At 72.4% G+C, this 24,684-nt stretch carries 23 protein-coding genes and 1 tRNA gene; 16 read left to right on the top strand and 8 right to left on the bottom strand.

Annotation, left to right across the window (positions count from 1 at the left end):
• Window positions 1–420: 420 nt before the first annotated feature.
• A complete protein-coding gene (locus tag ABD250_RS04525; RefSeq protein WP_344390868.1) occupies window positions 421–1,158 on the bottom strand; it encodes a MazG nucleotide pyrophosphohydrolase domain-containing protein in 738 nt (245 codons plus the stop codon).
• A gap of 143 nt (window positions 1,159–1,301) precedes the next feature.
• Complete coding sequence (gene mfd / locus ABD250_RS04520) at window positions 1,302–4,979, bottom strand: transcription-repair coupling factor (RefSeq protein WP_344390866.1); 3,678 nt, start codon at window positions 4,977–4,979, stop codon at window positions 1,302–1,304.
• 336 nt (window positions 4,980–5,315) lie between these two features.
• On the opposite strand from mfd, the gene ABD250_RS04515 reads away from it, so the two are divergent.
• The 13 genes from ABD250_RS04515 (at window position 5,316) to ABD250_RS04455 (ending at window position 16,862) form a co-directional block, all read left to right on the top strand.
• Window positions 5,316–5,840, top strand: coding sequence for an MSMEG_0572/Sll0783 family nitrogen starvation response protein (locus tag ABD250_RS04515; RefSeq protein WP_179525783.1), 525 nt, complete (start codon window positions 5,316–5,318; stop codon window positions 5,838–5,840).
• A 4-nt stretch (window positions 5,841–5,844) separates the two neighbouring features.
• Complete coding sequence (locus ABD250_RS04510) at window positions 5,845–6,735, top strand: carbon-nitrogen hydrolase family protein (protein ID WP_179525784.1); 891 nt, start codon at window positions 5,845–5,847, stop codon at window positions 6,733–6,735.
• A gap of 1 nt (window position 6,736) precedes the next feature.
• Window positions 6,737–7,093 (top strand): MSMEG_0570 family nitrogen starvation response protein, encoded by a 357-nt coding sequence (locus tag ABD250_RS04505; protein WP_194306987.1) that lies wholly within the window; start codon window positions 6,737–6,739, stop codon window positions 7,091–7,093.
• A complete protein-coding gene (locus ABD250_RS04500) occupies window positions 7,090–8,373 on the top strand; it encodes an MSMEG_0569 family flavin-dependent oxidoreductase (RefSeq protein ID WP_344390863.1) in 1,284 nt (427 codons plus the stop codon). Before ABD250_RS04505 ends, ABD250_RS04500 begins: the two co-directional genes overlap by 4 nt.
• 17 nt (window positions 8,374–8,390) lie before the next feature.
• The gene (locus ABD250_RS04495; protein WP_344390979.1) at window positions 8,391–9,446 is read left to right on the top strand and encodes an MSMEG_0568 family radical SAM protein; all 1,056 of its coding nucleotides are present in this window, start codon (window positions 8,391–8,393) and stop codon (window positions 9,444–9,446) included.
• Window positions 9,447–9,450: 4 nt separating this feature from the next.
• Complete coding sequence (locus ABD250_RS04490) at window positions 9,451–10,932, top strand: MSMEG_0567/sll0787 family protein (RefSeq protein ID WP_344390861.1); 1,482 nt, start codon at window positions 9,451–9,453, stop codon at window positions 10,930–10,932.
• The gene (locus ABD250_RS04485; RefSeq protein WP_179525788.1) at window positions 10,932–11,786 is read left to right on the top strand and encodes a nitrilase-related carbon-nitrogen hydrolase; all 855 of its coding nucleotides are present in this window, start codon (window positions 10,932–10,934) and stop codon (window positions 11,784–11,786) included. The genes ABD250_RS04490 and ABD250_RS04485 overlap by 1 nt, the downstream gene beginning before the upstream one ends.
• Window positions 11,777–12,910, top strand: a complete 1,134-nt coding sequence (locus tag ABD250_RS04480; protein ID WP_344390858.1) for an MSMEG_0565 family glycosyltransferase — start codon at window positions 11,777–11,779, stop codon at window positions 12,908–12,910. The genes ABD250_RS04485 and ABD250_RS04480 overlap by 10 nt, the downstream gene beginning before the upstream one ends.
• A gap of 23 nt (window positions 12,911–12,933) precedes the next feature.
• On the top strand, window positions 12,934–13,632 hold the full coding sequence (locus tag ABD250_RS04475; protein WP_182617849.1) for a vitamin K epoxide reductase family protein: 699 nt from the start codon (window positions 12,934–12,936) through the stop codon (window positions 13,630–13,632).
• A 105-nt stretch (window positions 13,633–13,737) separates the two neighbouring features.
• On the top strand, window positions 13,738–14,502 hold the full coding sequence (locus ABD250_RS04470; RefSeq protein WP_182659477.1) for a glycosyltransferase family 2 protein: 765 nt from the start codon (window positions 13,738–13,740) through the stop codon (window positions 14,500–14,502).
• Entirely contained in the window at window positions 14,499–15,518 is a 1,020-nt protein-coding gene (locus ABD250_RS04465; protein WP_344390855.1) for an acyl-CoA dehydrogenase family protein, read from the top strand. The genes ABD250_RS04470 and ABD250_RS04465 overlap by 4 nt, the downstream gene beginning before the upstream one ends.
• Before the next feature lie 7 nt (window positions 15,519–15,525).
• Entirely contained in the window at window positions 15,526–16,296 is a 771-nt protein-coding gene (locus ABD250_RS04460; protein ID WP_344390853.1) for a PIG-L deacetylase family protein, read from the top strand.
• On the top strand, window positions 16,293–16,862 hold the full coding sequence (locus ABD250_RS04455) for an SAM-dependent methyltransferase (RefSeq protein WP_179525794.1): 570 nt from the start codon (window positions 16,293–16,295) through the stop codon (window positions 16,860–16,862). Before ABD250_RS04460 ends, ABD250_RS04455 begins: the two co-directional genes overlap by 4 nt.
• 33 nt (window positions 16,863–16,895) lie before the next feature.
• On the opposite strand, the gene ABD250_RS04450 is transcribed toward ABD250_RS04455, so the two are convergent.
• A complete protein-coding gene (locus tag ABD250_RS04450; RefSeq protein WP_182659314.1) occupies window positions 16,896–17,534 on the bottom strand; it encodes a TetR/AcrR family transcriptional regulator in 639 nt (212 codons plus the stop codon).
• Between the two features lie 115 nt (window positions 17,535–17,649).
• On the opposite strand from ABD250_RS04450, the gene ABD250_RS04445 reads away from it, so the two are divergent.
• Window positions 17,650–18,222, top strand: coding sequence for an HdeD family acid-resistance protein (locus ABD250_RS04445; RefSeq protein ID WP_182659315.1), 573 nt, complete (start codon window positions 17,650–17,652; stop codon window positions 18,220–18,222).
• 25 nt (window positions 18,223–18,247) lie between these two features.
• On the opposite strand, the gene ABD250_RS04440 is transcribed toward ABD250_RS04445, so the two are convergent.
• The 3 genes from ABD250_RS04440 to ABD250_RS04430 all read right to left on the bottom strand — a co-directional run bounded on the left by ABD250_RS04440 (window position 18,248) and on the right by ABD250_RS04430 (window position 20,548).
• Window positions 18,248–18,919 carry a TetR/AcrR family transcriptional regulator gene (locus ABD250_RS04440; protein ID WP_241730788.1) on the bottom strand — a complete coding sequence of 224 codons (672 nt, stop codon included), beginning with the start codon at window positions 18,917–18,919 and terminating at the stop codon, window positions 18,248–18,250.
• A 79-nt stretch (window positions 18,920–18,998) separates the two neighbouring features.
• Window positions 18,999–20,405 (bottom strand): chromate efflux transporter, encoded by a 1,407-nt coding sequence (gene chrA, locus ABD250_RS04435; RefSeq protein WP_182659316.1) that lies wholly within the window; start codon window positions 20,403–20,405, stop codon window positions 18,999–19,001.
• Complete coding sequence (locus ABD250_RS04430; RefSeq protein WP_182659317.1) at window positions 20,402–20,548, bottom strand: hypothetical protein; 147 nt, start codon at window positions 20,546–20,548, stop codon at window positions 20,402–20,404. The genes chrA and ABD250_RS04430 overlap by 4 nt, the downstream gene beginning before the upstream one ends.
• 430 nt (window positions 20,549–20,978) lie before the next feature.
• On the opposite strand from ABD250_RS04430, the gene ABD250_RS04425 reads away from it, so the two are divergent.
• A tRNA-Gln gene (locus tag ABD250_RS04425) sits at window positions 20,979–21,053 on the top strand.
• A gap of 18 nt (window positions 21,054–21,071) precedes the next feature.
• On the opposite strand, the gene ABD250_RS04420 is transcribed toward ABD250_RS04425, so the two are convergent.
• Together ABD250_RS04420 and ABD250_RS04415 are read right to left on the bottom strand one after the other, a co-directional pair.
• Window positions 21,072–21,233 (bottom strand): hypothetical protein, encoded by a 162-nt coding sequence (locus ABD250_RS04420; protein WP_182652855.1) that lies wholly within the window; start codon window positions 21,231–21,233, stop codon window positions 21,072–21,074.
• The gene (locus ABD250_RS04415) at window positions 21,230–23,035 is read right to left on the bottom strand and encodes a thiamine pyrophosphate-requiring protein (RefSeq protein WP_182659318.1); all 1,806 of its coding nucleotides are present in this window, start codon (window positions 23,033–23,035) and stop codon (window positions 21,230–21,232) included. The genes ABD250_RS04420 and ABD250_RS04415 overlap by 4 nt, the downstream gene beginning before the upstream one ends.
• Window positions 23,036–23,220: 185 nt before the next feature.
• Between ABD250_RS04415 and glmU the strand changes: the two genes are divergently transcribed.
• Entirely contained in the window at window positions 23,221–24,681 is a 1,461-nt protein-coding gene (glmU, locus tag ABD250_RS04410; RefSeq protein ID WP_182640019.1) for a bifunctional UDP-N-acetylglucosamine diphosphorylase/glucosamine-1-phosphate N-acetyltransferase GlmU, read from the top strand.
• Window positions 24,682–24,684: the final 3 nt, after the last annotated feature.

Raw genomic sequence — 24,684 nt, 5'->3', positions numbered from 1 at the left:
GCTCAGCGCTGTAGAGCTCAGCAAATCTGCCCCTCTCCCTCTTCATTTGTCATGTGAACACGCTGAGCCTAGTGAATGCACCGCCTTAACGAAGAATCGACGTGGGGACGGCGTTGTGCGGATGGCCAAGTGCATGGAGCACTATCCGCGAAGTTCCGGGCCTCGACCAGGCTTTTGCTGGAGGAAATCCCCAAACGGCATGCAAACGGCATCGCACGCCCTCGCGCGCGGGTCGCGTGCTCGTCCCCACTCCACATCCGCTCGCCCGTCCACCCGCTCCACATCCGCTCGCCCGTCCACCCGCTCCACATCCGCTCGCCCCGATGCACGCACGCGCGAGCCGCAGGGCAGGCGAGCGTGCATCCCCGGAGTCGGCGGCGGGCTCAGGCGGGCCGGGCAGGCCCGGTGGTGGCGGCGGGCTCAGGCGGGCCGGGCAGGCCAGGCCGCGTGCCAGTCGGCCGCGGAGGCGTCCGCGGCCGCGACGTCGAGCCGCGACTCGGCCTCGCGGAGGTCGCGCGCGAAGGTCCTGACCACCTGCCGGTACGCGACCTCGGCGGAGCCGGACTCGGACTCCGCGCCCGGACCGTCGTCGCGGCGGCCGGCGGTGTGCTCGTGGAAAAGGCCCGCCGGGTCCACATGGATCACTGTCATCTGCGCGGGGACCAGCTCATCAGGCACACCCGCCGAGCGGGCGCGGGCCAGCACTTTCTGCCCGAGGGCGAGGGCCGGCATGTCCCACGGGATGCCGTCGACCACCCCGCGCGGCGGGCGACCGGCGCGTTCGGCGGCCTTGGCCTCCTGCCACAGGCGGTCCTGCTCGGCTGCGTCGAGGCCGACAGCGCCATCAGCGGTGAACCAGTAGGGCGCACGACGACGCAGCTTGTCCAGCAGTGCGCCGGCCACGTCGTGGATATCGAACGCCCCCTCGGCCCGCTCCTCGCCGATCGCGGCGTGGAACAGCACCTGCAGGAGCAGATCGCCCAGCTCGGAGACCAACTCGTCGCGGTCGCCGTCGACCACGGCGTCGACCAGCTCCCACGACTCCTCCAGCAGGTACGGCAGCAGCGAGGCGTGGGTCTGGGCGGCTTCCCACTCGCCGTCGCGCCGGATGCGGGCCATCACCTCGACGGCCTCGGCGAGCCGATCCCCCGCGCCCACGCCCGCACCTGGGCCCGCGCCCGGGCCAGCGCCCGCGCCCACACCTGGGCCCGTCGAGAAGAGCGTTTCGGACACATCGGCCGAGTGGATCTGTGCGGAACGCTCTTTTCGATGGGGGTCGGAGCCGGAACCGGACTCGGGACTCACACCGACACCAACTCCGGCTGGATCACCGGGTGCGAGCCCTCCGGATCCCCGGCCATGGCTGTGAGGAAGTCGGCGGCGTACTGCAGCATCTCGTCGTCGCGCGCCTTCTCCGCGCCCGCACCGGCACGCGCGCCTGCCGCCTTGGGCAGCGGGAGCAGCACGGTCTTCTGCGTGGCCCGGTACTGCGCGGCCGGGTACATGCGCTTGAGCCGGATCTGCTGGGAGTCGAGCAGGTCGAGCGGGCCCACGCGCAGGCGGGAGCCGGCCAGCACGATCTCCCGCACCTTGTACTTCTGGCACACGAGCCGCAGCCGGGACACCGACACCACGCGCCGGGCCTCGGCGGGCATGGGGCCGTAGCGGTCCACCAGTTCCTCGACCACCGCGTCGATGTCCTCGGGCGCCCGCGCCTGGGAGAGCTTGCGGTACGCCTCGAGACGCAGTCGGTCGCCGTCGACGTACTCGACCGGGATGTAGGCGTCGACCGGCAACTCGATGCGGATCTCGCCCACCTCCTCCTCGACCTCCACGGTCTCGCCGTCGGCGATCGCGCGGTAGGCCTCCACGGCCTCGCCCACCAGACGGATGTAGAGGTCGAAGCCGACGCCGGCGATGTGGCCGGACTGCTCGGCGCCCAGCACGTTGCCGGCGCCGCGCAGCTCGAGGTCCTTCATGGCCACGGCCATGCCCGCGCCCAGGTCGTTGTTCTGGGCGATGGTGGCCAACCGGTCGTACGCGGTCTCGGTGAGCGGCTTCTCCGGGTCGTAGAGGAAGTAGGCGTAGCCGCGCTCGCGGGACCGGCCCACGCGCCCGCGCAACTGGTGCATCTGCGACAGACCCAGCTGGTCGGAGCGGTCCACGATCAGGGTGTTGGCGTTGGAGATGTCCAGGCCGGTCTCGACGATGGTCGTACACACCAGCACGTCGTAGTCGCGGTTCCAGAACCCGCCGACGGTCTGCTCGAGCTGCTCCTCCCCCATCTGCCCGTGGGCCACCACCACGCGCGCCTCGGGCACCAGGTCGCGGATCTTCGCCGCGGTGGCGTCGATGGTCCGCACCCGGTTGTGCACGTAGAACACCTGCCCCTCACGCAGCAGCTCGCGGCGGATCGCGGCGGCGACGTGCTTGTCCGAGTGCGCGCCCACGTACGTGAGCACGGGTAGCCGCTCCTCGGGCGGGGTGAGGATCTGGCTCATCTCACGGATCCCGGCCAGCGACATCTCCAGCGTCCGCGGGATGGGCGTCGCGGACATGGTCAGCACGTCCACGTGGGTGCGCAGCGAGGTGATGTGCTCCTTGTGCTCCACACCGAAGCGCTGCTCCTCGTCCACCACCACCAGCCCGAGGTTCTTCCAGTGCACCGCGGTGGCCAGCAGCCGGTGGGTGCCGATCACCACGTCCACGGTGCCGTCGGCCAGTCCCTTGAGCACCTCCTTGGCCTCGGCGTCGGAGGTGAACCGGCTGAGCCCCTTGACGGTCACCGGGAACCCGGTCATGCGCTCGACGAAGGTCGCCTGGTGCTGCTGCGCGAGCAGCGTGGTGGGCACCAGCACCGCGACCTGGGTGCCGTCCTGCACGGCCTTGAACGCCGCCCGCACGGCCACCTCGGTCTTGCCGTAGCCCACGTCGCCCACCACCACGCGGTCCATGGGGGCGGTCTTCTCCATGTCCCCCTTGACCTCCTCGATCGCCGTGAGCTGGTCGACGGTCTCGGTGAACGGGAACGCGTCCTCCATCTCCCGCTGCCAGGGGGTGTCGGGGCCGAACGCTCGGCCCGGGGCGGACTGCCGCTTGGCGTAGAGCTGCACCAGCTCGGTGGCGATCTCGCGGACCGCCTTGCGGGCCTTGCGCTTGGTGTTCTGCCAGTCGGCGCCGCCCATCTTGCTCAGCGTCGGGGCCTCCCCGCCCACGTAGCGGCTGAGCTGCCCGAGGGATTCCATGGGCACGAACAGGCGGTCGCCGGCGCCCCCGCGCTTGCCGGGGGCGTACTCGATCACCACGTACTCGCGGCGACTCGAACCGTCCCCGCCGCGCACCTGCCGCTCGACCATCTCCACGAACCGGCCGATGCCGTGCTGGTCGTGCACCACCCAGTCGCCGGCCTTGAGCGCCAGCGGGTCCACCTGGTTGCGTCGCTTGGCGTGGCGCGCCTTGGGGCGCGCGGTGGCGCCGAGTCGGTTGCCGGTGAGGTCGGTCTCGGAGACGACGACGAGGTGGTCCCCCTGCTCCCCGGAGTCCCCCGACAGGGCGAACCCCCCGTGCAGGATCGCCTCGTAGACCGACACCACGCCGGGGGCGGGCTCGGATCCCGCCGGGGCGGCGGTGGCCGGGACCTCCGCCTCGGACAGGCGTTCCAGGACGCGGTCGACGGTGCCGTGGCCCGGGACCACCACCGCGGCCCGGCCGCCGGAGGACATGAGCGCCCGCAGCCGGGCGAACATGGCCTGCATCTCGGAGTCCTTGCCGCGCGGGGCGGGCGGGTCGCCGGCGGGGGCGTCCACCACCAGGCCGTCCTCGGGGTCGGTGAGGAATCCCGGGGGGACCAGCTGCCACCAGGGCACGCCGGCGGCGGTGGCCTCGGAGCGGACGGCGGAGAAGGTGCGGTAGCCCGAGCCCGACAGGTCCAGGGTCTCGCTGTCCACGGGGGCGTCGCCGCCCATGGTCGCGGCGGTCCACGAGGCCTCGAGGAACTCCCGACCGGCGGAGGCCAGGTCGGCGGCGCGGCGGCGGACCTTGTCCGGGTCGCACACCACCACGCGGGTGCCCTCGGGCATGAGCATGGGCAGGGTGGCCATCTCCTCCGGCACGAGCACCGAGGTCAGCGCCTCCATGCCGTCCCGGGGGATGCCCTCGGCCAGCGAGTCCAGCAGTTCCGCCAGGGTCGGGTTCTCCCGGTGCGCCCCGGCCAGCCGCCGCGCGCGCTCGCGGACGTCCTCGTCGAGCAGCAACTCCCGGCACGGGAACAGCACGGCCGAGGAGACCTCGCCCTCGGGCAGGGAGCGTTGGTCGGCCACTGAGAACTCGCGGATCTCGGCGATCGTGTCCCCGTCGAACTCCACACGCAGGGGGTGGTCGGCGGTCGTGGGGAACACGTCCACGATGCCGCCACGCACCGCCACGTCGCCGCGGCGGGCCACCATGTCCTCGCGGCTGTAGGCGAACTCGGTCAGGGTCGCCAGCAGGTCGGAGGGGTCGAACTCGGCGCCGCGGGTCACCCTGATCGGCTCACGGCGGGCCGCCCCCGGGGAGATGGGCTGCACCACCGACCGCGCCGCCGCCACGACGATCCTCGGGGCGTGTCCCCCCATCACCGAGTTCAGGACCTGCAGCCGCCGACCGATCGTGTCGGAGGCGGGCGACAGGCGCTCGTGCGGGAGCGTCTCCCAGCTCGGGAACTGCGCCACGGCCTCGTGCGACGAGTCCGGGTCGTCGAACAGTCCCGCCAACTCGTCGGCCAGCTCCTCACATTCACGCTCGGTGGCCGTCACCACCAGCAGCGGGGAACGCTCCGCCAGGGCCGCCACCAGGAACGGCCGCAGGGACTCCGCCGACCGGACCACGGCGGAGTCCCGGTCCAGTCCCGCCCGCAGATCGGCCAGCGCCGGGTTCGCTGCGACCGCCCCGGCCAGGCCGGACAGAGCTGCGGTGGTGGGGCTGCTGACAGTGGTGGTCACGCGTGTGAGTCCTCCAGGTGGGGTGGGCGCGGCGGACGTGGCCGCACGGAAAGCACCAGTGTAATCAGCATCCGGCGGCGGAGCGCGGGGGCGACTCCACGGGCCACGCGGAGCCGCCACAGGACCCCCGCGGTGACGCCACGGTCGCGCCACGGTGCCGCCACGGTGCCGCCACCGGGTGGCCGCGTCGGTCGCGATGTTACGTCGGCGCCGGATGCGTTGTTCCAATCGCAACCACCCGGTAACGGACCGATACGCAGCGGTAACGGTCCGGGCGTGTACTCGCTGCCATGTCATCGGAACCCGTCCGGTGACCCAGTCCCCGAGGAGCCCACAGTGCCCGAGTTCGACGCCACCATCACGGAGAATATCGCCGCCTCCCTCAAGGAGATCCCGCACCCGTCCCTACCCAAGGGCACCAGCATCTACGGCGGGACCAAGATCTTCCCGGACTACAAGGCCGAGGAGGGGGAGTCGTACTTTACGCTCGTCCACGGGATCGCCCACGAGTCCTCCGTCTCCTTCGTCGCCGTCCTCCAGGCCACCCGCGCCCTGCGCAAGGGATTCGAGTCGGCCATCTACTTCTACGGCCCCGGCGCGATCAACTGCCTGGCCACCCGCGGATTCCCCACCACCGGGGACTCCGGCTTCCCCGGCGAGCAGAACATCAACGAGTCCCTCGAGTCGTTCATCTCCGAGGGCGGAACCGTGTTCTGCTGCCGCTTCGGGCTCGGTCTCCACGGCGGTCGCGAGGAGGACCTGATCGAGGGCGTGATCCCCGCGCACCCGCTCGACGTGCAGGACGCCCTGATCCACTACGCCCGTAAGGGCGCCATCATCAACTCGACCTACATGGTCTGATGCCATGACGACCATCGGCTCGGTCGCCGCCAACTTCGGCCGCGACCTCGAGGAGAACTACCGGACCATCGCCCATTACACGGAGATCGCCCGCGAGAGCGGCGTCGACTTCCTGGTCTTTCCCGAGGCCGCCATCGGGGGCTACCTCTCCAGCCTCGGAAACCACGGCGACACCACGCCCACCTCGCGATCACTGCCCCCCGCCATCCGGCTCGACGGCCCCGAGATCGCGCGGGTGCAGGAGATCATCGGAGACCTGGTGGTGGCCATCGGGTTCTGCGAGCTCGACGACGACGGGGTGAGCCGTTACAACGCGGCCGCCGTCCTCGACGGAACCCGCGTCTACGGCACCTACCGCAAGGTGCACCAGCCCCTCGGGGAGAACATGTCCTATGCCTCCGGCGGCGACTACCGGGTGTTCGACACCCCGGTCGGTCGGGTGGGCCTGCAGATCTGTTACGACAAGGCGTTCCCCGAGGCCGCACGCGTCATGGCACTGCAGGGCGCCGAGATCATCGCTTCCCTGTCCGCGTGGCCGGCGGCACGCACCGCGACCGCCGCCAACCTCCAGGAGGACCGCTGGACCTACCGGTTCAACCTCTTCGATTCCGCCCGGGCCCTGGACAACCAGGTGTTCTGGGTGGCCTCCAACCAGGCGGGGACGTTCGGGTCCCTGCGGTACGTCGGGAACGCCAAGATCGTCGATCCCGGCGGGAACGTCCTGGCCACCACCACCCTCGACGAGGGCCTGGCGGTCGCCGAGGTCGACGTGGCGGGGACCTTCGCGGCCATGCGCGCCGGGATGTTCCACCTGCGCGATCGGCGCCCCGACGTGTACGGATCACTGGTCGAGGTCAGTGATCGGGCCGACGAGAGGACGCTCGCCAGTGCCTGAGATGAGCTTCGCCGTCCGGTGGCCCGACGGGACGGTCCGGGACTACTACTCCCCCAGCCTGGTGATCCACGACCACCTCACGGTGGGCGACCGTCTGAGCGTGGCCGAGTTCCGCCGCCGGGCCACCGACGGGCTCACCGAGGCGGGCGAGCGGGTCCGCGAACGCTACGGCTTCCTGTGCAGCTCGGCGGCGGACACCGCCGCACGGGTGGCCTCCGCGTCCCGGTCCCACCCCGGGGACGCCCTCGTCGAGGTCGTCTCGATGCACCCCCCGCTGCCCTCCGCATCCCCACCCCCCGCATCCCCACCCCCCGCGCAGGCGCCCTCCGCCTCGCCGGACCCCCAGGAGCACTCATGAGCACCACGCAGTTCTCCCCCGGCTCCCATGTCCCGGTGCTCGTCATCGGCGGCGGCCAGGCCGGTCTCTCGGTGAGCCATCACCTCGGTACGGCGGGCGTCGACCACCAGGTGGTGGAGAAGCAGACCGCCGTCCACGCCTGGGCCGACACCCGGTGGGATTCGTTCACGCTCGTCACGCCCAACTGGCACTGCAGGCTGCCGGGCTACCACTACGAGGGCCCCGATCCCGACGGGTTCATGACCCGCGAGCAGGTGGTCGAGTGGCTGCACGGCTGGCTGGAGACCTTCGACCCGCCGCTCGCCGAGCACACGGCCGCCACCCGGCTGCGCCGGACCGGCACCGGCTTCGAGGTGACCCTCGCCGGCCCGGTCGGCGAGCGGACGGTCACCGCGGACGAGGTGGTGGTGGCCACCGGCGGCTACCCGGTCCCCGTGATCCCGCCCTACGCCTCGTTCCTCGACCCCGCCGTGACGCAGCTGCACTCCGAGCAGTACCGCAACCCCGACCAGCTGGCCGAGGGCGCGGTCCTGGTGGTGGGGTCCGGCCAGTCCGGAGCGCAGATCGCCGAGGACCTGCACCTCGCCGGTCGCCGGGTCCACCTGGCGGTGGGCAACGCCCCGCGTGTCGCCCGGTTCTACCGGGGCCGGGACTGCATGACCTGGCTCGCGGACATGGGGCTGTACGACACCCCGGCACAGCAGTACCCCGGCGGTAAGGCCGCGCAGGAGAAGACCAACCACTACGTGACGGGCCGCGACGGCGGGCGGGACGTGGACCTGCGGCGATTCGCCGCCGAGGGAATGCGGCTCTACGGCACGCTCACCTCGGGCCGGGACTCCGGGCTGCGCTTCGCCCCCACGCTGACCGACGCGCTGGACTCCGCGGACCGCGTGTACAACTCCATCTGCGCCGACATCGACCGGCACATCGACGCACACGGGATCGACGCCCCGCCGCCGTCGAGGTACGAGCCGGTGTGGGCGCCCGAGTCCGACCCGACGTCCCTCGACCTCGCCGCGGAGGGCGTCACCACGATCATCTGGGCGATCGGTTACCGGCCCGACTACCGCTGGATCGAGGCGAGTGCGTTCGACGGCGCCGGCCACCCCATGCAGACCCGCGGCGTGACGGAGGTACCCGGCCTGTCCTTCATCGGCCTGCCCTGGATGCACACCTGGGGCTCGGGCCGCTTCCTCGGCATCGACCGCGACGCGGCGCACCTGGCCGAGGGCATCATCGCCCGCCGTCACGCCACCCGAGAGGAACGGGCATCATGACCACCTCCACCACCGGAGTGTCCACCTCGACCCGGGTCGACCTGGCCCTGCTCGGCATCCGGGGCACCCCTCCGCTGCACCGCAGCGGGGGCGCGGGCCCCAGCGACGACGGACACCTCGTCGTCTCCGGGCGCGCCGCGGCGATCCCCCGCAACCCCGACAGCCCCTTCGTCTTCGACGGCGACCGGGTCCTGCGTGACGGCGTCGACACCGGCCTGGAGATCTCCGCGATCGGCCGTCCCCGCTTCTACGACCGCACGACCTCCGACGGGGTCCCCTACGAGAAGATCGCGCGCCTCCACGGCCGCGACGTCCTGGCCACGACCGTGGTGCAGACCTGCATCCGCTACCGCCGCGAGGAGCGCTGCCGGTTCTGCTCGATCGAGGAGTCGCTGCGCGCGGGTACGACGGTGCCGGTCAAGCAGCCCGAGCAGCTGGCCGAGGTCGCCCGCGCCGCCGTGGACCTCGACGGTGTCACCCAGATGGTCATGACCACCGGGACGTCGGCGGGACGCGACCGCGGGGCCGCGCATCTGGCCCGCTGCGTCCGCGCCGTCAGAGCGGCGGTCCCGGGGCTGCCGATCCAGGTCCAGTGTGAACCGCCCGCCGACCTGGCGGTCCTCACCGACCTGCGTGAGGCCGGTGCCGACGCGATCGGCATCCACGTCGAGTCGCTCGACGACGACGCCCGGCGGCGGTGGATGCCCGGCAAGTCGACGGTGCCCCTGGCGGAGTACCGGGCCGCGTGGGACGAGGCGGTCCGCGTGTTCGGGCGCAACCAGGTCTCGACCTACCTGCTGGTGGGCCTCGGTGAGGACCCCGACGAGATGATCGCCGGGGCCAGGGAGCTCGCCGAGTCGGGGGTCTACCCGTTCATCGTCCCGTACCGCCCCCAGTCGGGGACCCTGGCCGTCGACGTCGACGGGGCCCCCGCCCCCGACCAGCGGCGCGTGGAGTACATCAGCCGCGAGGTGGGCGCGCACCTGGAGCGCATCGGGATGGCCGGGGCCGACCAGCGTGCCGGCTGCGCGGCGTGCGGGGCGTGCAGCGTGCTGCAGTCGGTCGGAGGGTGAGACGATGCTCGACATCCGAGACCTCACCGGCCCCGCCCTTCCGGGCCGGACGCGCACGGCGGAGTCGGTCCTCGGGGCGGAGTCCGTCCTGGGCTCGGCCGCCGCGTCCATCCTCGCCGGCGGGCGCCGCGCAGAGCCGGGCCCGGTGGTGCGGATCGCCGCGGATCGACGTACCGTCGCCGCCTACCGCCGGCTCCGGCACGAGGAGTTCGTCCTCCGCCAGGGACTGTTCCCCGGAAGCGACCTCGACGACGTGGACGCCGACCCCCGCACGGTGCTGCTCGTCTCCCTCGCCCCCGACGGCTCCGTCCTCGGCGGGGTCCGGATCGCGCCGTGCGCGCAGCCGGACATCGGATGGTGGGCCGGCAGCCGACTCGTCGTGGCCGACACGGCCCACTCCGGTGGCATCGGGCCCGCCCTGATCCGCTCCGCCTGCGCGCATGTGGAGGCCCGCGGGGTCCTGCGCTTCGACGCAGGCGTCCAGGACCGCTACGCGCCGCTGTTCACCTCCCTGGGGTGGGTCGACACCGGGGCGGGACCGGTCGTGGCCGGTCGCGCCCACCGCCGGATGAGGTGGCCCGTCGACCGGATCCAGCGCCTGGCCGACTCCACCAAGTCCCTCCTGTCCGGACTCCTGTCCCCGTTCGCCGGGCAGCCCGGGGGCCTCGGCGCCACCGGCTTCCGCGGCGACGACGGGGCGCCGGTGCCGGGCACCGATCTCATCGCGGCGTGTGACGCGATCCTCCCCTCGATGGTCGAGCGTGATCCCGAGTGGGCGGGGTGGTGTTCGGTCCTGGTCAACCTCGGCGACCTCTCGGCCATGGGCGCCGACCCCGTGGGACTGCTCGACGCCGTCGCCGCGCCGACCAGTTCCCATCTCGAGCGGATCGTCAGGGGCGTGGCCGCGGCCGCCGCTGCCTGGCGGGTCCCGGTGCTCGGCGGCCACACGCAGGTCGGTGTCCCGTCGGCGCTGTCGGTCACCGCGCTCGGGCGCACCCCCCGGCCGGTCCCCGCCGGAGGCGGCCGCGTCGGCCACACCCTGTCCCTCACCGCAGACCTCGGTGGTTCCTGGCGGCCGGGCTACCACGAGCGGCAGTGGGACTCCTCCAGCGGCCGGACCTCCGATGAGCTTCGCCTACTCGCCGGGCACGTGGCACAGATCGCGCCCGCCGCCGCCAAGGACGTGAGCATGGCGGGGATCGTCGGCACGGCGGGGATGCTGGCCGAGGCCTCCGGGACCGGTGCCCTACTCGACGTCGCGGCGATCCCGCGCCCGCGGGGGGCGAGCGTCGGCGCCTGGCTCACCTGCTTCCCGGGGTACGCCATGCTCACCGCGGACCGGGACCCCGCGCCGGCACCCGCGGGGCCGGCGGTCAGCGCTGCCTGCGGTCACCTGACCGACGAGCCCGGGGTGAGGCTGCGGTGGCCCGACGGTGAGGTGACCGTCGCCGTCGCCGGCACCGTCACGGGGCTGGGCCCCGCCTGATGCGCACGGTCACCCTGGGGGCGCTGGCCGGGAACTTCGGACGCGACCTCCCGCGGTGCGTCGGCAAGGCCGTCGGGATCATCGACGCGGCCGCCCGCGACGGCGTGGACCTGCTCGTCTTCCCGCACGCGACCCTCGGCGGCTACCTCGGCGACCTGCGTGCCCCCTCCGCCGAGACCCTCCCCCCGGCGCTCGACCCCGAGGGCCCGGAACTGGCCGCCGTCGCCGCCGCCGCGGGGGACATGACCGTCTGCATCGGCTACACCGAGGCCGGAGACGGGACGCGGTACAACACCGCCGTCTGCCTGACCGGCGACGGTGTGCTCGGCGTCCACCGGAAGGTCCACCAGCCCGTGGACGAGGGCACCCACTACGGCGCCGGGGAGACGTTCCGCGCGTTCGACACCCCGGTCGGGCGACTGGGGATGCTCATCGACTACGACAAGACCTTCCCCGAGTCGGCGCGGTCGCTCGCCCTCGACGGCGCCCAGGTGGTGGCCGCCCTGTCGGCGTGGCCCGCCAGTGTGACCGACCGCGCCGCGCGACTCCCCGCCGATCGTCAGTCCCGGTTGTTCGACCTCTACGACTGCGCGCGGGCCGCCGAGAACCAGGTGTTCGTGGTGGCCTCCAACCAGACCGGGGTCATGGGTTCGCTCCGCTTCCTCGGCCAGGCCAAGGTCGTGGGGCCCGGCGGCGAGGTCCTCGCGGCCACCCGGTCCAAGGGCGGGATCGCCCGGGTCGAGGTCGACATCGACACGGAACTGGCCCGATCGAGGAGGGTGCTCGACCACCTCGCGGAGCGACGACCCGAGACCTACACGATGGAACCGGAAGGGACCCCGCCGTGCGCATAGCCCTGCTCACCTACTCGACCCGACCGCGCGGGGGCGTGGTCCACACCCTGCACCTGGCCGAGGCCCTGGCCCGGACAGGCGCCGCCGTGACGGTGTACTCGCTGGCCCGCGGCGCGGATGCCGACTTCTTCCGTGAGGTCGACCCCGCCGTCACGGTTCGCCTCGCGCCGTTCCCGGACCGCCCGGGCGAGTCCGTCACCGACCGCATCGTGCGCTCGATCGCCACCCTGCGCGAGTTCGTCGATCCGGACGGCTTCGACATCGTCCACGCCCAGGACTGCATCAGCGCCAACGCCGTCGACCGGTGCATCCGCACGATCCACCACCTCGACGACTTCACCACCCCCGTGCTGGTGGACTGCCACGAGAAGGCCATCACCACCCCCTACGCGCACGTGTGCGTCTCCGAGGCCGTCGCCGCCGAGGTCCGGCGGGGATGGGGCCTGGCTCCCACGGTGATCCCCAACGGCGTGGACCACGCCCGCTTCGCGCAGGCCGCCGGCCCGGGGGCAGGGGCCGCCTCCGCCCGCGCCCGGTGGCGGAGCAGGCTCGGTCCGTACGTGCTGGCCGTGGGCGGCATCGAACCGCGCAAGGGCAGCATCGATCTGCTCGAGGCGTTCGCGCTGATGCGCCCGAGGCGTCCGGACCTCTCGCTCGTCCTGGCCGGCGGAGAGACCCTGTTCGACTACCGCGACTACCGCGCGCGGTTCGAGCAGCGGGCCCTCGAGCTGGGGATCGACCCCGTCGTCCTCGGCGTGGTGCCCGAGGCGGACCTGCCGGGCCTCGTCGCGGCGTGCGACGTCTTCGCCTTCCCCTCCACCAAGGAGGGCTTCGGGTTGGCCGCCATGGAGGCGCTCGCCGCGGGCCGCCCGGTGGTCGCGCGTGACCTGCCGATCCTCCGCGAGGTGTTCGGCACCTGCGTGGACTACGCCGCGTCGATACCGGAGCTCGCCGACCGTCTGGAGTCGGCACTCTCCCCCGATCCCGCGAGGGCCCAGGACGGCAGCTCCCTGGCGGCCTCGCTGACCTGGGACGCGGCGGCCGCAGCGCACCTGTCGTTCTACTCCGCCCACCCGCGCGGACACCGCGGACGGCCGTCACCGGCGCGGAGGCGCGCCGGCTGATCGGCCATCGGTACGCTGGCCGCATGCGCGAGACCTCAGACGCCCCGGACGTCGACCCCACGGGCGCCCCCGCCGAGCCCGTGACGATCGCCCCCGCCGCGGGCACCGGCGCCGACGCCCACTCCGGCGTCGTCTCGCGGGTGTTCACCGACCGGTGGATGGGCGTGTTGCTGACCATCGGGTCGGTCATCGCCCTGGTGGCGTCGTTCCAGCTCAGCCTGGACAAGATCCGGCTCCTGGAGAACCCGGACTACATGCCGGCCTGCAACTTCTCCATCCTGATGAGCTGCAAGAGCGTCATCAACTCCGAGCAGGGCTCGGTCTTCGGCTTCCCCAATCCCTTCATCGGGCTGGTGGGCTACGCCGTGCTCATCGCGATCGGCGTGGCCGCCGCCTCGGGCGTGCGCTTCCCGCGCTGGTACTGGGTGGGCGCGCTGCTGGGCCTGACGTTCGCCGCGGGGATGGTGCACTGGCTGGCGTACCAGTCCATCTTCTCCATCCAGGTGCTCTGCCCCTGGTGCATGGTCGTGTGGGCCGTGACCATCCCCATGTTCTGGTACACGCTGCTGCACGTGCTGGCCAAGCTCACCGGCGCCGGCTGGGTGCGGGCGCTCCAGCGGTGGCACCTGGTCCCCGTCGTCGTGTGGTTCCTGGCCATGGCCGCGATCATCCTCTGGGCGTTCTGGGACTTCTACTGGGCGGACTTCTTCGGCAACCTCTGACGGCAGCGCCCTCCGACCGGCAGAGCACTCCGACCAGCAGAGCCCGTCGGCCGGCCCACGCCATCCCCGCCACCGGCACCGCCCGTGCGACCTGAAGGGAACCCGATGCGCTTCGTGGGAATCGACGTGGTGATCCCGGTCCACGACGAGCAGGTGCTGCTCCCCGGGTGTCTGGACTCGCTGGAGGCGTGCGCCGCGGTCACCCCCGTGCCGGTGACGGTGACCGTGGTGCTCGATTCCTGCACCGACGCCTCCGAGACGATCGCTCGCGGCCGGGCCCGGATCGTGCGGTGCGACGCTCGCAACGTCGGCGCCGCGCGGGCCGTCGGGTTCGACTCCCTCCCGCGACCCGCCTCGCCGCAACGGTCCGGGCAGCGCTGGTACGCCACCACCGACGCCGACTCGCGCGTGCCCCCCACCTGGCTGGCCGACCAGCTGGCCCGGGCACTCGACGGCGCCGACGTGGTCGCCGGACTGGTCGAGGTGACCGACTGGTCCGAGTGGAACCCGGACACCCGGGTGCGCTACCTCGAGGGCTACCGGGCCGGTTCCGACCACCGGCACATCCACGGCGCCAACATCGGCATCTCGGCCCGTGCGTACCGCGACCTGGGCGGGTTCGAGCCCCTGCCGGTCCACGAGGACGTGCGCCTGGTGCACCGCGCCGAGGAGGCGGGGCTGTCGATCGCCTGGTCCACCGCGACGCCCGTGACCACCTCCGCCCGGCGGCACTCCCGGACCCCCGGTGGGTTCTCCGGTCACCTGGCCCTCACCGAGCTGGACCACGCCGAGCTGGATCACGCCGAGTCGGACCGCGCCGAGCCGGACCACGCCGAGTTGGACCACACCAGGAGCGGGGTCACCCCATGACATCACCCGATCGCCCCCGCGGAGCCGACCTCGCCCGCGAGTGGGTCGAAGAGGGGCGCGCCGACCTGCCCCTCCCCGGACACGGGGACACCCGCGCCCGCTGGTCCGAGCTCACCGCGATGTGCGCCCACGACGTCTCGGCGGGCCGCCTGGTCGAGGCCCACGCCGACGCCGACGCAATCCTCGCCGAGATCGAGGGCACCCGAGTCTCGCCCGGCGAGTTCTGGGGCGTGTGGGCCGCCGAGCCGCCGACACCGCGGGTCACCGCACGGCGCTCGGAGCGCGGCGCCGGGCGGTCAGACGGCGACGACGGGGGGTGGGTGCTCGACGGGGTCAAGGCCTGGTGCTCCGGTGCGGCGGGGTGCACGCACGCCCTGATCACGGCACATGACGACGACGAGCCGCGCCTGTTCGCCGTGGACCTGCGCCACCCCGGTGTGTCCGTCCGGGCGGACGGCTGGGCGCACCCGGGGATGGCGGGGACCGGCACCACCGCCGTGGAGTTCCGGGACGTGCCGGCGCGCGCGGTCGGCCACAGGCGCTCGTACCTGGACCGGCCCGGGTTCTGGCACGGCGGGATCGGCGTGGCGGCGTGCTGGCTGGGCGCCGGGATCGCGGTGGCCCGGCCGCTCGTGGCCCGCTCGAGTAGGCCCGACACCGACGAGCACGCGCTGGCCCACCTCGGCGCGGTCGACGTGTCGCTCGGCGGCGCGGTGTGGGCGCTCGACGCCGCGGCGCGTGAGATCGATGCCGCCGGCCCGGCCGCTGTCACCGAGTCCGACCTCGTCGCCGCCCGTCACCGGGCCGTCCGCGTGCGGGCGATCGTGGAGGCCGCGGTCGACGACACCATCCGCAGGGTCGGACGAGCCCTGGGTGCCGGTCCGCTCGCGATGGACCCGCGCCACGCGCAGGCCGTGCTCGACGCGAGCGTGTACGTCCGGCAGTTCCACGCCGAACGCGACCTCGCCGGCCTCGGCCGGACCGCCCGCACGCACGGCGGCTGGGCCCGTGGGTGAGGTGCCGATGAGCGAGCCCGAGGGCTGGGCGGGCATCGGACCCGGGGACCGCGGCACCCCCGCGGCCGCGTGGGCCCGATGGGTGGCCGACCGCGGCCCCGATCCGGTGTTCACCATCCCGGGTGAGTGCCGACGGCTCGTCGTCGTCGCTCCCCATCCCGACGACGAGATCCTCGGCGTCGGGGTCACCGCCTCCAGGGCCGCGGCCGCGGGCGTCGACGTCACGGTGGTGGCGGTGACCGACGGCGACGCCTCCCACCCGGACTCCCCCACGCTCACCCGGCAACAGCTGTCCGGACTGCGGGTCGAGGAGAGCCGGCGCGCGTGCACCCAGCTCGGACTCCCCGAGCCCGTCCGCCTGGGCCTGCCGGACGGGCGGGTCCGCGAGCATCCCGCCCTCCTCACCGACGCCGTCGCCGGGATCGTCGGCGACCCGGGCCCGAGCACGCTCGTCCTGTCGACGTGGCGCGGGGACGGCCACCCCGACCACGAGGCCGCTGGCCACGCGGCCGCCGACGCCTGCGCCGCCACCGGGGCCCGGCTCGTCGAGTACCCGGTGTGGGCCTGGCACTGGGCCGCACCCGGGGACCCGCGGGTGCCGTGGGCGCGGCGCCGCCGGGTGGTGCTCACCGACCACGAGCTCGCCGCCAAGCGGGCTGCCGTGTCCGAGTTCGTCACCCAGGTCGCGCCACTGTCCGACCGGAGTGGTGACGAGGCGATCCTGCCGGACTGGGTCCTCGACCGTCTGGTCACCCGAGAGGAGACGGTGTTCTGGTGAGCACTCCCGGCCACTACTTCGAGTCGATGTACTCCGACTCGTCAGATCCCTGGGACTTCGCGACCGCCTGGTACGAGCTGCGCCGCTACGGGCTGATAGTGGCGTCGCTGCCCGAGCAGCGGTACCGGGTGTGCTTCGAGCCCGCGTGCTCGGTGGGCGTGCTCACCGAGATGTTGGCCGCGCGCTGCGACGAGGTCCACGGGGTGGACGTGGTCGACACCGCCGCGGAGGAGGCCCGCCGTCGACTCGCCCGCGCCGGGGTGACCACTGCCCACGTCCGTACCGCCGACGCGCTCGACCCGTGGCCGCGCGCCACCTGCGACCTGCTGGTCCTGTCGGAGTTCCTCTACTACACCCCGGTCGCGGAGCTGGACGGGCTCCTCACCGGGCTGCTGCGGCTGGTCGAGCCGGGCGGGACGGTGGTGGCCTGTCACTGGCTGGGCCGATCCCCCGACCACGCCTGCACCGGCGAGGACGTCCACGCCGCGCTGGCCGAGCGCGGCGATCTCACCCTCCTGGCGCACCACCGAGAGGAGGGCTTCCTCCTCGAGGTCTTCCGCCGCTGACCCCACGATCGCTCGTCTCACCGCGCCCTCCGATCAGGACCCCGCGGCCTCCGCCTGCTCGACCAGGTGCACGATCGCCTCCGCGTGCAGCCGGAACAGCGCTGGCACGTCGGCGTCCCCGGTCAACGACGCGAGGAAGATCCCGTCGCCACCACCGAGTGCATACGTCGCCACGAGCCGCGCGTCCGCGTCAGGCAGCCCTGGCCGCACGAGTGCGAGTTCCTCCGCGATCCGTCCTATCGCCTCCCCGCGCAGCCGCAGGTAGATCTCGCGGGCCGCCGGCTCCACGGGGCGCCGTTCCAACGCCAGCATCAAGACCAGTCGCAGGAAGTCCGGCGACTCCGAGAACGTCCTGGCCACCCCCTGGCACAGATCGGTCACCCGCTCGGCGAGCGAGTCCCCCTGGCCCCGGGTCACCTGGCCCAGCCACAGCTCGATGCTCTCCTCCACCACAGCGGCCAGGAGGGCGTCCTTGTCGGCGAAGTGCCAGTAGATCGAACTCGCGGGGAGCCCGCTGACCTTGCTGACCTGCGCGATGCTGGTCCCCTCGTACCCGCGCTCCCCGGCCACCGCAGCGGCGGCCTCGAGGATCCTCCGTCTGGACTCGCGACCTTTCGCCCGCGTGCGCCTGCTCCCGCTCACCTGGTCCCCCACGGTCCCCTCCTCGGCCATGCTGCCTCCCGGTCCTGTGTCCAGCGCCTCATTGTCCGTGCGTGCCCGGAGTTCTACTGTAGTGATCACTACAGTACCGCGATGGCGAGAGGCCACCGCCCGAAAGGTGGACGACATGATCGATTCCCTCACCCGCAACTGGTGGGTTCAACTGATCCGCGGAGGGCTGGCCCTCACGCTCGGCGCCACGGCACTCGTCGCTCCCGGGTCCGATACGGGCGCCGGCATGACGCTCGCCGTGTTCCTGGTGGCCGCGTTCGCGATCGGCGACGGCGCCATGACCGTCACCACCGGGCTGGCCCTGCCGGGCGAGCACCGCGGCCGGGGCGGACTGATCGCCACCGGCGCCGGTGTCATCGTGCTCGGGATGGTCGTGTTGTTCTGGCCCGGACTGTCCGCCACGGCGCTCACGCTGGTGTTCGCCGCCTGGCTCGTGGTCTCGGGAGCACTCGTGGCCTACGGGGCGCGGACACTGCGTCACGAGATCTCGGACTCGTGGATCATGGGCGCACTGGGGGCGGTGCTCATCGCGCTCGGCATCGGTCTCGGCCTGGTCGGCCCCTCGACCATCGGCACGTTCGTGATCTTCGCCGGCTGGTTCGGGCTGGCCGTGGGCGCCGTCATGGTGGCCGTCGCGTTCAGGCTGCGGGCGGATGCCGGGCGTCTGCCCTCGCCGGCCATGGCCTGAACCCCGCGCGGGCCGCGGGGACGCGCTACGGCCGACCCGGCCCCGGGCGCAGATCGCGGCCGACCAGGGCCCCCTCCGGGTTGCTCGGCCCGGTGTACTTGTCCCGCACCTCGGCCTCGAGGGTCGGCCTCGGGTCGAGGTGGGAGAGCCCGTTGAAGCACAGGTTGACGATGTGCGCGGCCACCTCCTCCTTGGGCGGGGTGCGCACGTCCAGCCACCACTGCGCGGTACCGGACACCATTCCCACCAACGCCTGCGCGTACACGCTCGCGGTGACGGGGTCGAAGCCCCGGTTCACGAACTCCTCCTCGAGGATGTACGTCACGCTCGCCGTCGCGTCGTTGAGCAGGGTGGAGTACGACCCCCCGGGGGCCGTCGACGACTCGCGGACCAGGATCCTGAACCCGTCGGTGCGTTCCTCGACGTAACGCAGCAACGCCATGGCGGCGCGCTCGATCCGGCGCCGGGACCCCTCGCCCTGCAGGGACTCGGTGATCTCGGCACCGAGGTACGCCAGCTCGCGGTCACACACCACGGCGTAGAGGCCCTCCTTGCCGCCGAAGTGCTCGTAGACCACCGGCTTGGAGACCCCGGCGACAGCCGCGATCTCCTCCACCGTCGCGGAATCGTAGCCGTACTCCGCGAAGATCCGGCGGCCCACCTCGACCAGCTGCTGCCGTCGCTTGGCCGCCGTCATCCTGGTCCTCGGAGCCGGAATGGCCTCGCCCGTCATCATCAACCCTTTCGCCCGTCCCCCCGAGACTAGACGGCCCCGCTCACAGGGGGATCAGCAGACTGGCCGGGCCCAGCAGGGCGCACACCCCGAGCACCCGCAGGATCGGCCAGCGCAGGACGAAGGTCAGCACGAGCGCGACAAGGGTGATGCCCACTGCCACGGGATTCACCGATGCGGCGTCGGGAATGGTGATCCGGAGAGGACCCCAGGTCCAGATGCTGGTGGCGGTGAACAGGGTGTTGAGTGCGAAGTAGAGCGCGAGGTTGGCGATCACCCCCACCACGGCAGCGGTGATGCCCGCGAGCGCGGCCGAGATGGCCACGTTGTGGCGCAACCGCTCGACGTACGGCGCTCCCAGCAGGATGAACAGGAAGCTCGGGACGAAGGTGACCCAGGTGACCAGGAGGGCTCCCAGGGTGGCGGCGACCCAGGGGTCGAGACCTCCGGGGTTGCGGTAGGCGGCCAGGAACGCGACGAACTGCACCACCATGATCAGCGGCCCCGGGGTGGTCTCCGCCAACGCCAGTCCGCGCACCATCTCCCCCGGCGCCAACCATCCGTAGGTCTCCACCGCCTGTTGGGCGATGAAGGCCAGCACCGCGTACGCACCGCCGAAGGTGACCAGGGCGGAGAACGAGAAGAACAGTCCCTGGGTGGTGAAGATGCTGTCGGATCCGAAGATCACGGTCACCGCGGCGATCGGCGCCGCCCACAATCCCAGCCCGATCGCCAGGATCCTCACCACGCGGCCGGAGCTCGGCCGGTCATCGTGGAGCGCGTCGTCGGAGATGACGGGGGCGGTCTCGTCCTGGTCACCGTCACCCTGAGGCGGGTGCGCGAAGTCCGGGTCGCGGCGCGAGAGCAGCCAACCGGCGAGAGCGGCCACGGCGATCACCACCGGGAACGGCACCGCGAACAGGGCGAGCGCGGCGAACGACCCACCCGCGAGAGCGATCAGGGCCGGGCGAGTGAGAGACCTCCTGGCCACCCGCAGCACGGCCTGGGCGACGATGGCCAACACCGCCGGGGCGAGCCCCGCGAAGACGGCCGCGACGGCGGTGGTGTCCCCGAAGGCGACGTAGACCGCCGAGAGGGCTCCGAGAGCGACCACGCCGGGCAACACGAACAGGGTCCCCGCCGCGATGCCACCGCGAGTGCCGTTGAGCAACCACCCGAGATAGATCGAGAGCTGCTGGGCCTCAGGGCCGGGCAACAGCATGCAGTAGTTGAGCGCGTGGTTGAACCGCCGCTGCCCGATCCAGCGCCGGTCCTCGACCAGGACTCGCTGCATGACCGCGATCTGACCGGCCGGACCTCCGAAGGTCTGCAGGGAGATCAGGAACCACACCCGGAGGGCCGAGCGGAAGGGGACGAGGTCGCGCGCGGCGGCAGTGGCGACGGGCGCGTCACCGGTCTCGACAGGGGGCTGGTGGGAGTCGGTGCTCATGCCGGCTCCCGTCCGAGGAGAGCCTGACGGCGGCAGTATTCGTACAACCCGTCGACGACGGGACCGGACATGGCCGGGGTCTGGTCATCGCCACCGATCATGGCCCCGTCGACGGGGATACCGGCGCGGGTCGACCACGTCATCAGTCCTCCTGGGTGGTGCGGTCGGGATGCGGGGCGTCGCGGGCCGCTGGGGCCGAGCGGCGTTCGGCAGGAGGAGAATAGCCCCGGCGGGAGAACCGGTGGGGTGGGGACCGTCGACGAAGGAGCGGGGAGATCGTCGACGTCCCTCTCCCCCTCCTCGCCGGGGCTGCGAGCCCGGTGGCCACTCGGAAGTCTCTGACGGGCCGCCTCTGTTGTCGAGCGTTCCGATCGTGATGACGGAAACGTGATGACGGAAACGGGGGTCAGGCCACCCGGCGGCGGCCTCGGTTGCGGGTGCGCACGACGGCCCCCGGGCACCGCGAACGGTCGCCCGCCGCCGGACCCCTTCGTGACCCCCGCCGCTCCAGCAGGTCCGCGCCACCGGGCGCCGGGAGGTGTGCCAGACTGTTACCGACCCGGTCAGGGTCGTTCCCCCGTGGTGTAATCGGCAACACTTCTGATTTTGGTTCAGATATTCCAGGTTCGAGTCCTGGCGGGGGAGCCACCGGCCCCCTCGCGGACCTCAGCCCATCCCGCCGGAGATCGCGAGCGCCAGGACGAGCAGCAGGATCGCCACGATCGCCAGAACGGCGAGCACGGGTTGGCGCCGGTTGCGCGGGGTGCGGACCTCCTCCTCACCCTGCTGGGTGACGGACTGGGGGTCGGACTCGTTCGCTCCGGTCATGTGAACCTCTCCTCTTCGATTCGGGCGTACTCCTCCAGCAGTACCAACCCGTGGCGTCCGGCGTCGCCTTCCGCCCGCAGGCCCTCGCGCATCGACCCGAGCATTTCCCGGCCGTGGGGGAAGGGCGGCAGCAGCGGGACGTCGGGGTCGGCGACCGCCTCGATCACCGTGGGCCGGTCCGCCGTGAACGCCGCCTCCAGCGCGGCGTCGAGTTGGTCGGCATCCTCGACCCGAACCCCGCGCAGCCCCAGCAGCCGGGCATAACCGGCCATGTCGAACGCCGGGACGTCCTGCGAGGGCGCGAACCGCGGGGCCGCCTCGGTCTCCCGCTGCTCCCAGCTCACCTCCGCCAGGTCGCCGTTGCACAGCACCACCACGACCATCGTGGGGTCATCCCATCCGGGCCACGCCTCGGAGACGGTGATCAGCTCGTTGATCCCCAACATCTGCACGGCCCCGTCGCCGGCCAGCACCACGACGGGCCTGGCCGGGGCGGTGGCCTTGGCGGCGATCGCGTACGGGATGCCGCACCCCATCGACGCCAGCGTGGACGACAGGTGTGCCGGGACCGAGGTGGGCAGGTCCATCTGCCGGACGTAGTGGTACACCGAACTGCCCACGTCCACGGCGAGCCGGGAGTCGTGCGGCATGTGACGGCACAAGCTGCGCGCCACGAGCTCCGGGTTGAGGCCGCGGGCCGGCACCTCCGCGCGTTCGCGGGAGATCTCGCGCCACTGCCCGACCCGTTTCTCCACCTCGGCGCGCCACGCGGACCGGTCACGCTCCCCCACGCGCCCGGTCAGCGCGCGCAGCGCCACCGCGGCGTCACCGACCAGCCCGACCTCGACGGGGTAGCGGTTGGCCAGGTGGGACGGGTCGAGGTCGATCTGCACGGCCCGCGCCTGCCCGGGCACCGGGTAGAACTCCGTCCAGGGATCGTTCGATCCGACTATCAGGAGGGTGTCGCAGTTCTGCAGGATGCGCGCGCTCGCCGTCGTCCCCAGGTGCCCCATCGTCCCACCCACCAGAGGGTGGGACTCGTCGACGTACGGCTTGCCCAGGAGGCTCATCGTCACCCCGGCGTCCAGGGCCTCGGCCAGGTCCATCAGCTCCTGCCGGGCCCCGGCCATGCCGCGCCCGGCGAGGATGGCGATGCGCTCCCCCGCGTCCAGCAGCTCGACCGCGCGGGCCACGTCGTCCTCGCGCGGCGAGACCACCCCGTGCGTCCACTCGGGCGCGGTCACGACGACCCCGTGCTCCTGACCGTCGTCCCCGGCCAGCTCGGGCGCCGGCGCGTTCTGCACGTCATGGGGGATCACCACCACGACCGGGGTCCGGTGCGTCAGGGCGGCGCGGAACGCCCGGTCGATCACCATCGGCAGCTGGTCGGCGGCGACGACGGTCTGCAGATAAGGCCCGGCCACGTCGGCGAACACGCTGCTCAGGTCGATCTCCTGCTGGTAACCGGAGCCGAGCACGCCCGTGTGCTGCTGCGCCACCAGCGCCACCAGCGGGACGCTGTCCAGCTTGGCGTCGTACAGGCCGTTGAGCAGGTGCACGGCACCCGGGCCCTGTGTGGAGTTGACCACTCCCACCCCGCCCGAGTACTTGGCGTCGGCCACCGCCATGAACGCCGCGGACTCCTCGTGCCGCGCCCGCATGAACCGCGGTGCCACGTCGGACCGCTGCAGCGCGCCGAGTATCGGGTTGTTCCCGTCCCCGGCGTATCCGTAGATCCGTTCCACATCCCAGGCGACCAGTCGTTCGACGACGAGGTCGGCCACCGTCTTGTCGTGGGTCATCTGTGTCCCCTCTCCGATTGACGGCCCTGATGGTGGGCCCCACCGTAGGGGCCGCACAGGCGGGCCTCCACCGGTACCGCGCAACGACGTGGTCCCCGTCAGACCCAGCCCTTATCCTTTCGGGGACGGTCCGCTCGCCGGACGCGAACCCGACACCGGCACGCCACGCCGCCCGAGGAGACTTGATGACGACACCCGACACCGACCGCTCGCAGACCGCGGTCATCGTCCTGGCCGCCGGTTCCGGCACCCGGATGAAGAGCGCGACGCCCAAGATGCTGCACCGGGTGTGCGGCCGGACGATGCTCGGGCACGCGCTGCACGCCGCGGCCGGGATCCACCCGGAGCAGATCGTCGTGGTGGTGGGGCACCAGCGTGAGCAGGTCGGGGCCGCGGTCGCCGAACTCGCCGTCGACCTGGGTGTCCCGGTGACCACCGCGGTGCAGGAAGAGCAGAACGGCACGGGCGACGCGGTGGCCGCGGGCATGGCCGCCCTGCCCGCCGACTTCTCGGGAACGGTGCTGGTCACCACCTCGGACATCCCCCTGCTGGACGCGGACACCCTCCGCGAGGTGGTCACGCGCCACGACCTCCGGCCACGCGCCTCGGTCACCATCCTGACCTCCACGGCCCCCGACCCCACGGGATACGGGCGGATCGTGCGGAACGACGACGGCGAGGTGCTCAGGATCGTCGAGCACAAGGACGCCTCGGACGACGAACGGGCGATCGACGAGGTCAACTCCGGCATCTACGCCTTCGACGCCCGCGTCCTGCGGGAGAAGCTGGGCGAGCTGGGCACCGACAACTCGCAGGGCGAGCTGTACCTGACCGACGTCATCCAGTTGGCGCGTCAGTCCAACGGGCTCATCCGCGGCCACCGTGTCGAGGACGCCGATCTGGTGGCCGGGGTCAACGACCGCGTCCAGCTGGCCGGACTGGCCGCCGAGATGAACCGTCGCCTGTGCGAGACGGCCATGCGCGCCGGCGCGACGATCGTCGATCCGGGCAGCACCTGGGTGGACGTGGACGTCCACATCGGCCGGGACGTCACCATCCTGCCGGGCACCCACCTCACCGGCTCCACCGTGATCGGCGACGGCGCGACCGTCGGACCCGACACCACCCTGCAGGACACCACGGTGGGCGAGGGCGCGAGCGTCGTGCGCACCCATGCCGTCGGCGCGAGCATCGGGCCCGGGGCCGAGGTCGGCCCGTTCGCCTACCTGCGTCCGCAGGCGGAGCTCGGCGAGCGCAGCAAGATCGGCACCTTCGTGGAGGTCAAGAAGTCGAGCATCGGGGCGCACACCAAGGTCCCGCACCTGACCTACGTGGGCGACGCGACCATCGGGGAGCACACCAATATCGGGGCATCCAGCGTCTTCGTCAATTACGACGGGGTGAACAAGAACCGTACAGTGATCGGCGATCACTGCCGCACCGGTTCGGACACCATGTTCATCGCACCGGTGACCGTCGGAGACGGGGCCTATTCGGGCGCGGGTACCGTGATCAAGAACGACGTCCCGCCCGGGGCCCTGGCGGTGTCCGGCGGACGACAGAGGAACATCGACGACTGGGTGATCGAGAACCGACCGGATTCCGGCTCGGCCGAGGCCGCCCTACGTACCCGGAACGACTCCTAGAAG

The sequence above is a fragment of the Dietzia cercidiphylli genome, assembly GCF_039531545.1.
GTDB classification, from domain to species: domain Bacteria; phylum Actinomycetota; class Actinomycetes; order Mycobacteriales; family Mycobacteriaceae; genus Dietzia; species Dietzia natronolimnaea.
The sequence above is the reverse complement of the archived record's forward strand: the minus strand, read 5'-3'. Positions and strand labels throughout refer to the sequence as shown.

Bases quoted from the DNA above. Each gene is read 5' to 3' on its own strand.
- ABD250_RS04510 (WP_179525784.1), top strand. From the start codon at position 5,845: ATGACGACCATCGGCTCGGTCGCCGCCAACTTCGGCCGCGACCTCGAG.
- ABD250_RS04505 (WP_194306987.1), top strand. From the start codon at position 6,737: ATGAGCTTCGCCGTCCGGTGGCCCGACGGGACGGTCCGGGACTACTAC.
- ABD250_RS04500 (WP_344390863.1), top strand. From the start codon at position 7,090: ATGAGCACCACGCAGTTCTCCCCCGGCTCCCATGTCCCGGTGCTCGTC.
- ABD250_RS04490 (WP_344390861.1), top strand. From the start codon at position 9,451: ATGCTCGACATCCGAGACCTCACCGGCCCCGCCCTTCCGGGCCGGACG.
- ABD250_RS04485 (WP_179525788.1), top strand. From the start codon at position 10,932: ATGCGCACGGTCACCCTGGGGGCGCTGGCCGGGAACTTCGGACGCGAC.
- ABD250_RS04475 (WP_182617849.1), top strand. From the start codon at position 12,934: ATGCGCGAGACCTCAGACGCCCCGGACGTCGACCCCACGGGCGCCCCC.
- ABD250_RS04470 (WP_182659477.1), top strand. From the start codon at position 13,738: ATGCGCTTCGTGGGAATCGACGTGGTGATCCCGGTCCACGACGAGCAG.
- ABD250_RS04465 (WP_344390855.1), top strand. From the start codon at position 14,499: ATGACATCACCCGATCGCCCCCGCGGAGCCGACCTCGCCCGCGAGTGG.
- ABD250_RS04460 (WP_344390853.1), top strand. From the start codon at position 15,526: ATGAGCGAGCCCGAGGGCTGGGCGGGCATCGGACCCGGGGACCGCGGC.
- ABD250_RS04450 (WP_182659314.1), bottom strand. From the start codon at position 17,534: ATGGCCGAGGAGGGGACCGTGGGGGACCAGGTGAGCGGGAGCAGGCGC.
- ABD250_RS04445 (WP_182659315.1), top strand. From the start codon at position 17,650: ATGATCGATTCCCTCACCCGCAACTGGTGGGTTCAACTGATCCGCGGA.
- ABD250_RS04440 (WP_241730788.1), bottom strand. From the start codon at position 18,919: ATGACGGCGGCCAAGCGACGGCAGCAGCTGGTCGAGGTGGGCCGCCGG.
- chrA (WP_182659316.1), bottom strand. From the start codon at position 20,405: ATGAGCACCGACTCCCACCAGCCCCCTGTCGAGACCGGTGACGCGCCC.
- ABD250_RS04430 (WP_182659317.1), bottom strand. From the start codon at position 20,548: ATGACGTGGTCGACCCGCGCCGGTATCCCCGTCGACGGGGCCATGATC.
- ABD250_RS04420 (WP_182652855.1), bottom strand. From the start codon at position 21,233: ATGACCGGAGCGAACGAGTCCGACCCCCAGTCCGTCACCCAGCAGGGT.
- ABD250_RS04415 (WP_182659318.1), bottom strand. From the start codon at position 23,035: ATGACCCACGACAAGACGGTGGCCGACCTCGTCGTCGAACGACTGGTC.
- glmU (WP_182640019.1), top strand. From the start codon at position 23,221: ATGACGACACCCGACACCGACCGCTCGCAGACCGCGGTCATCGTCCTG.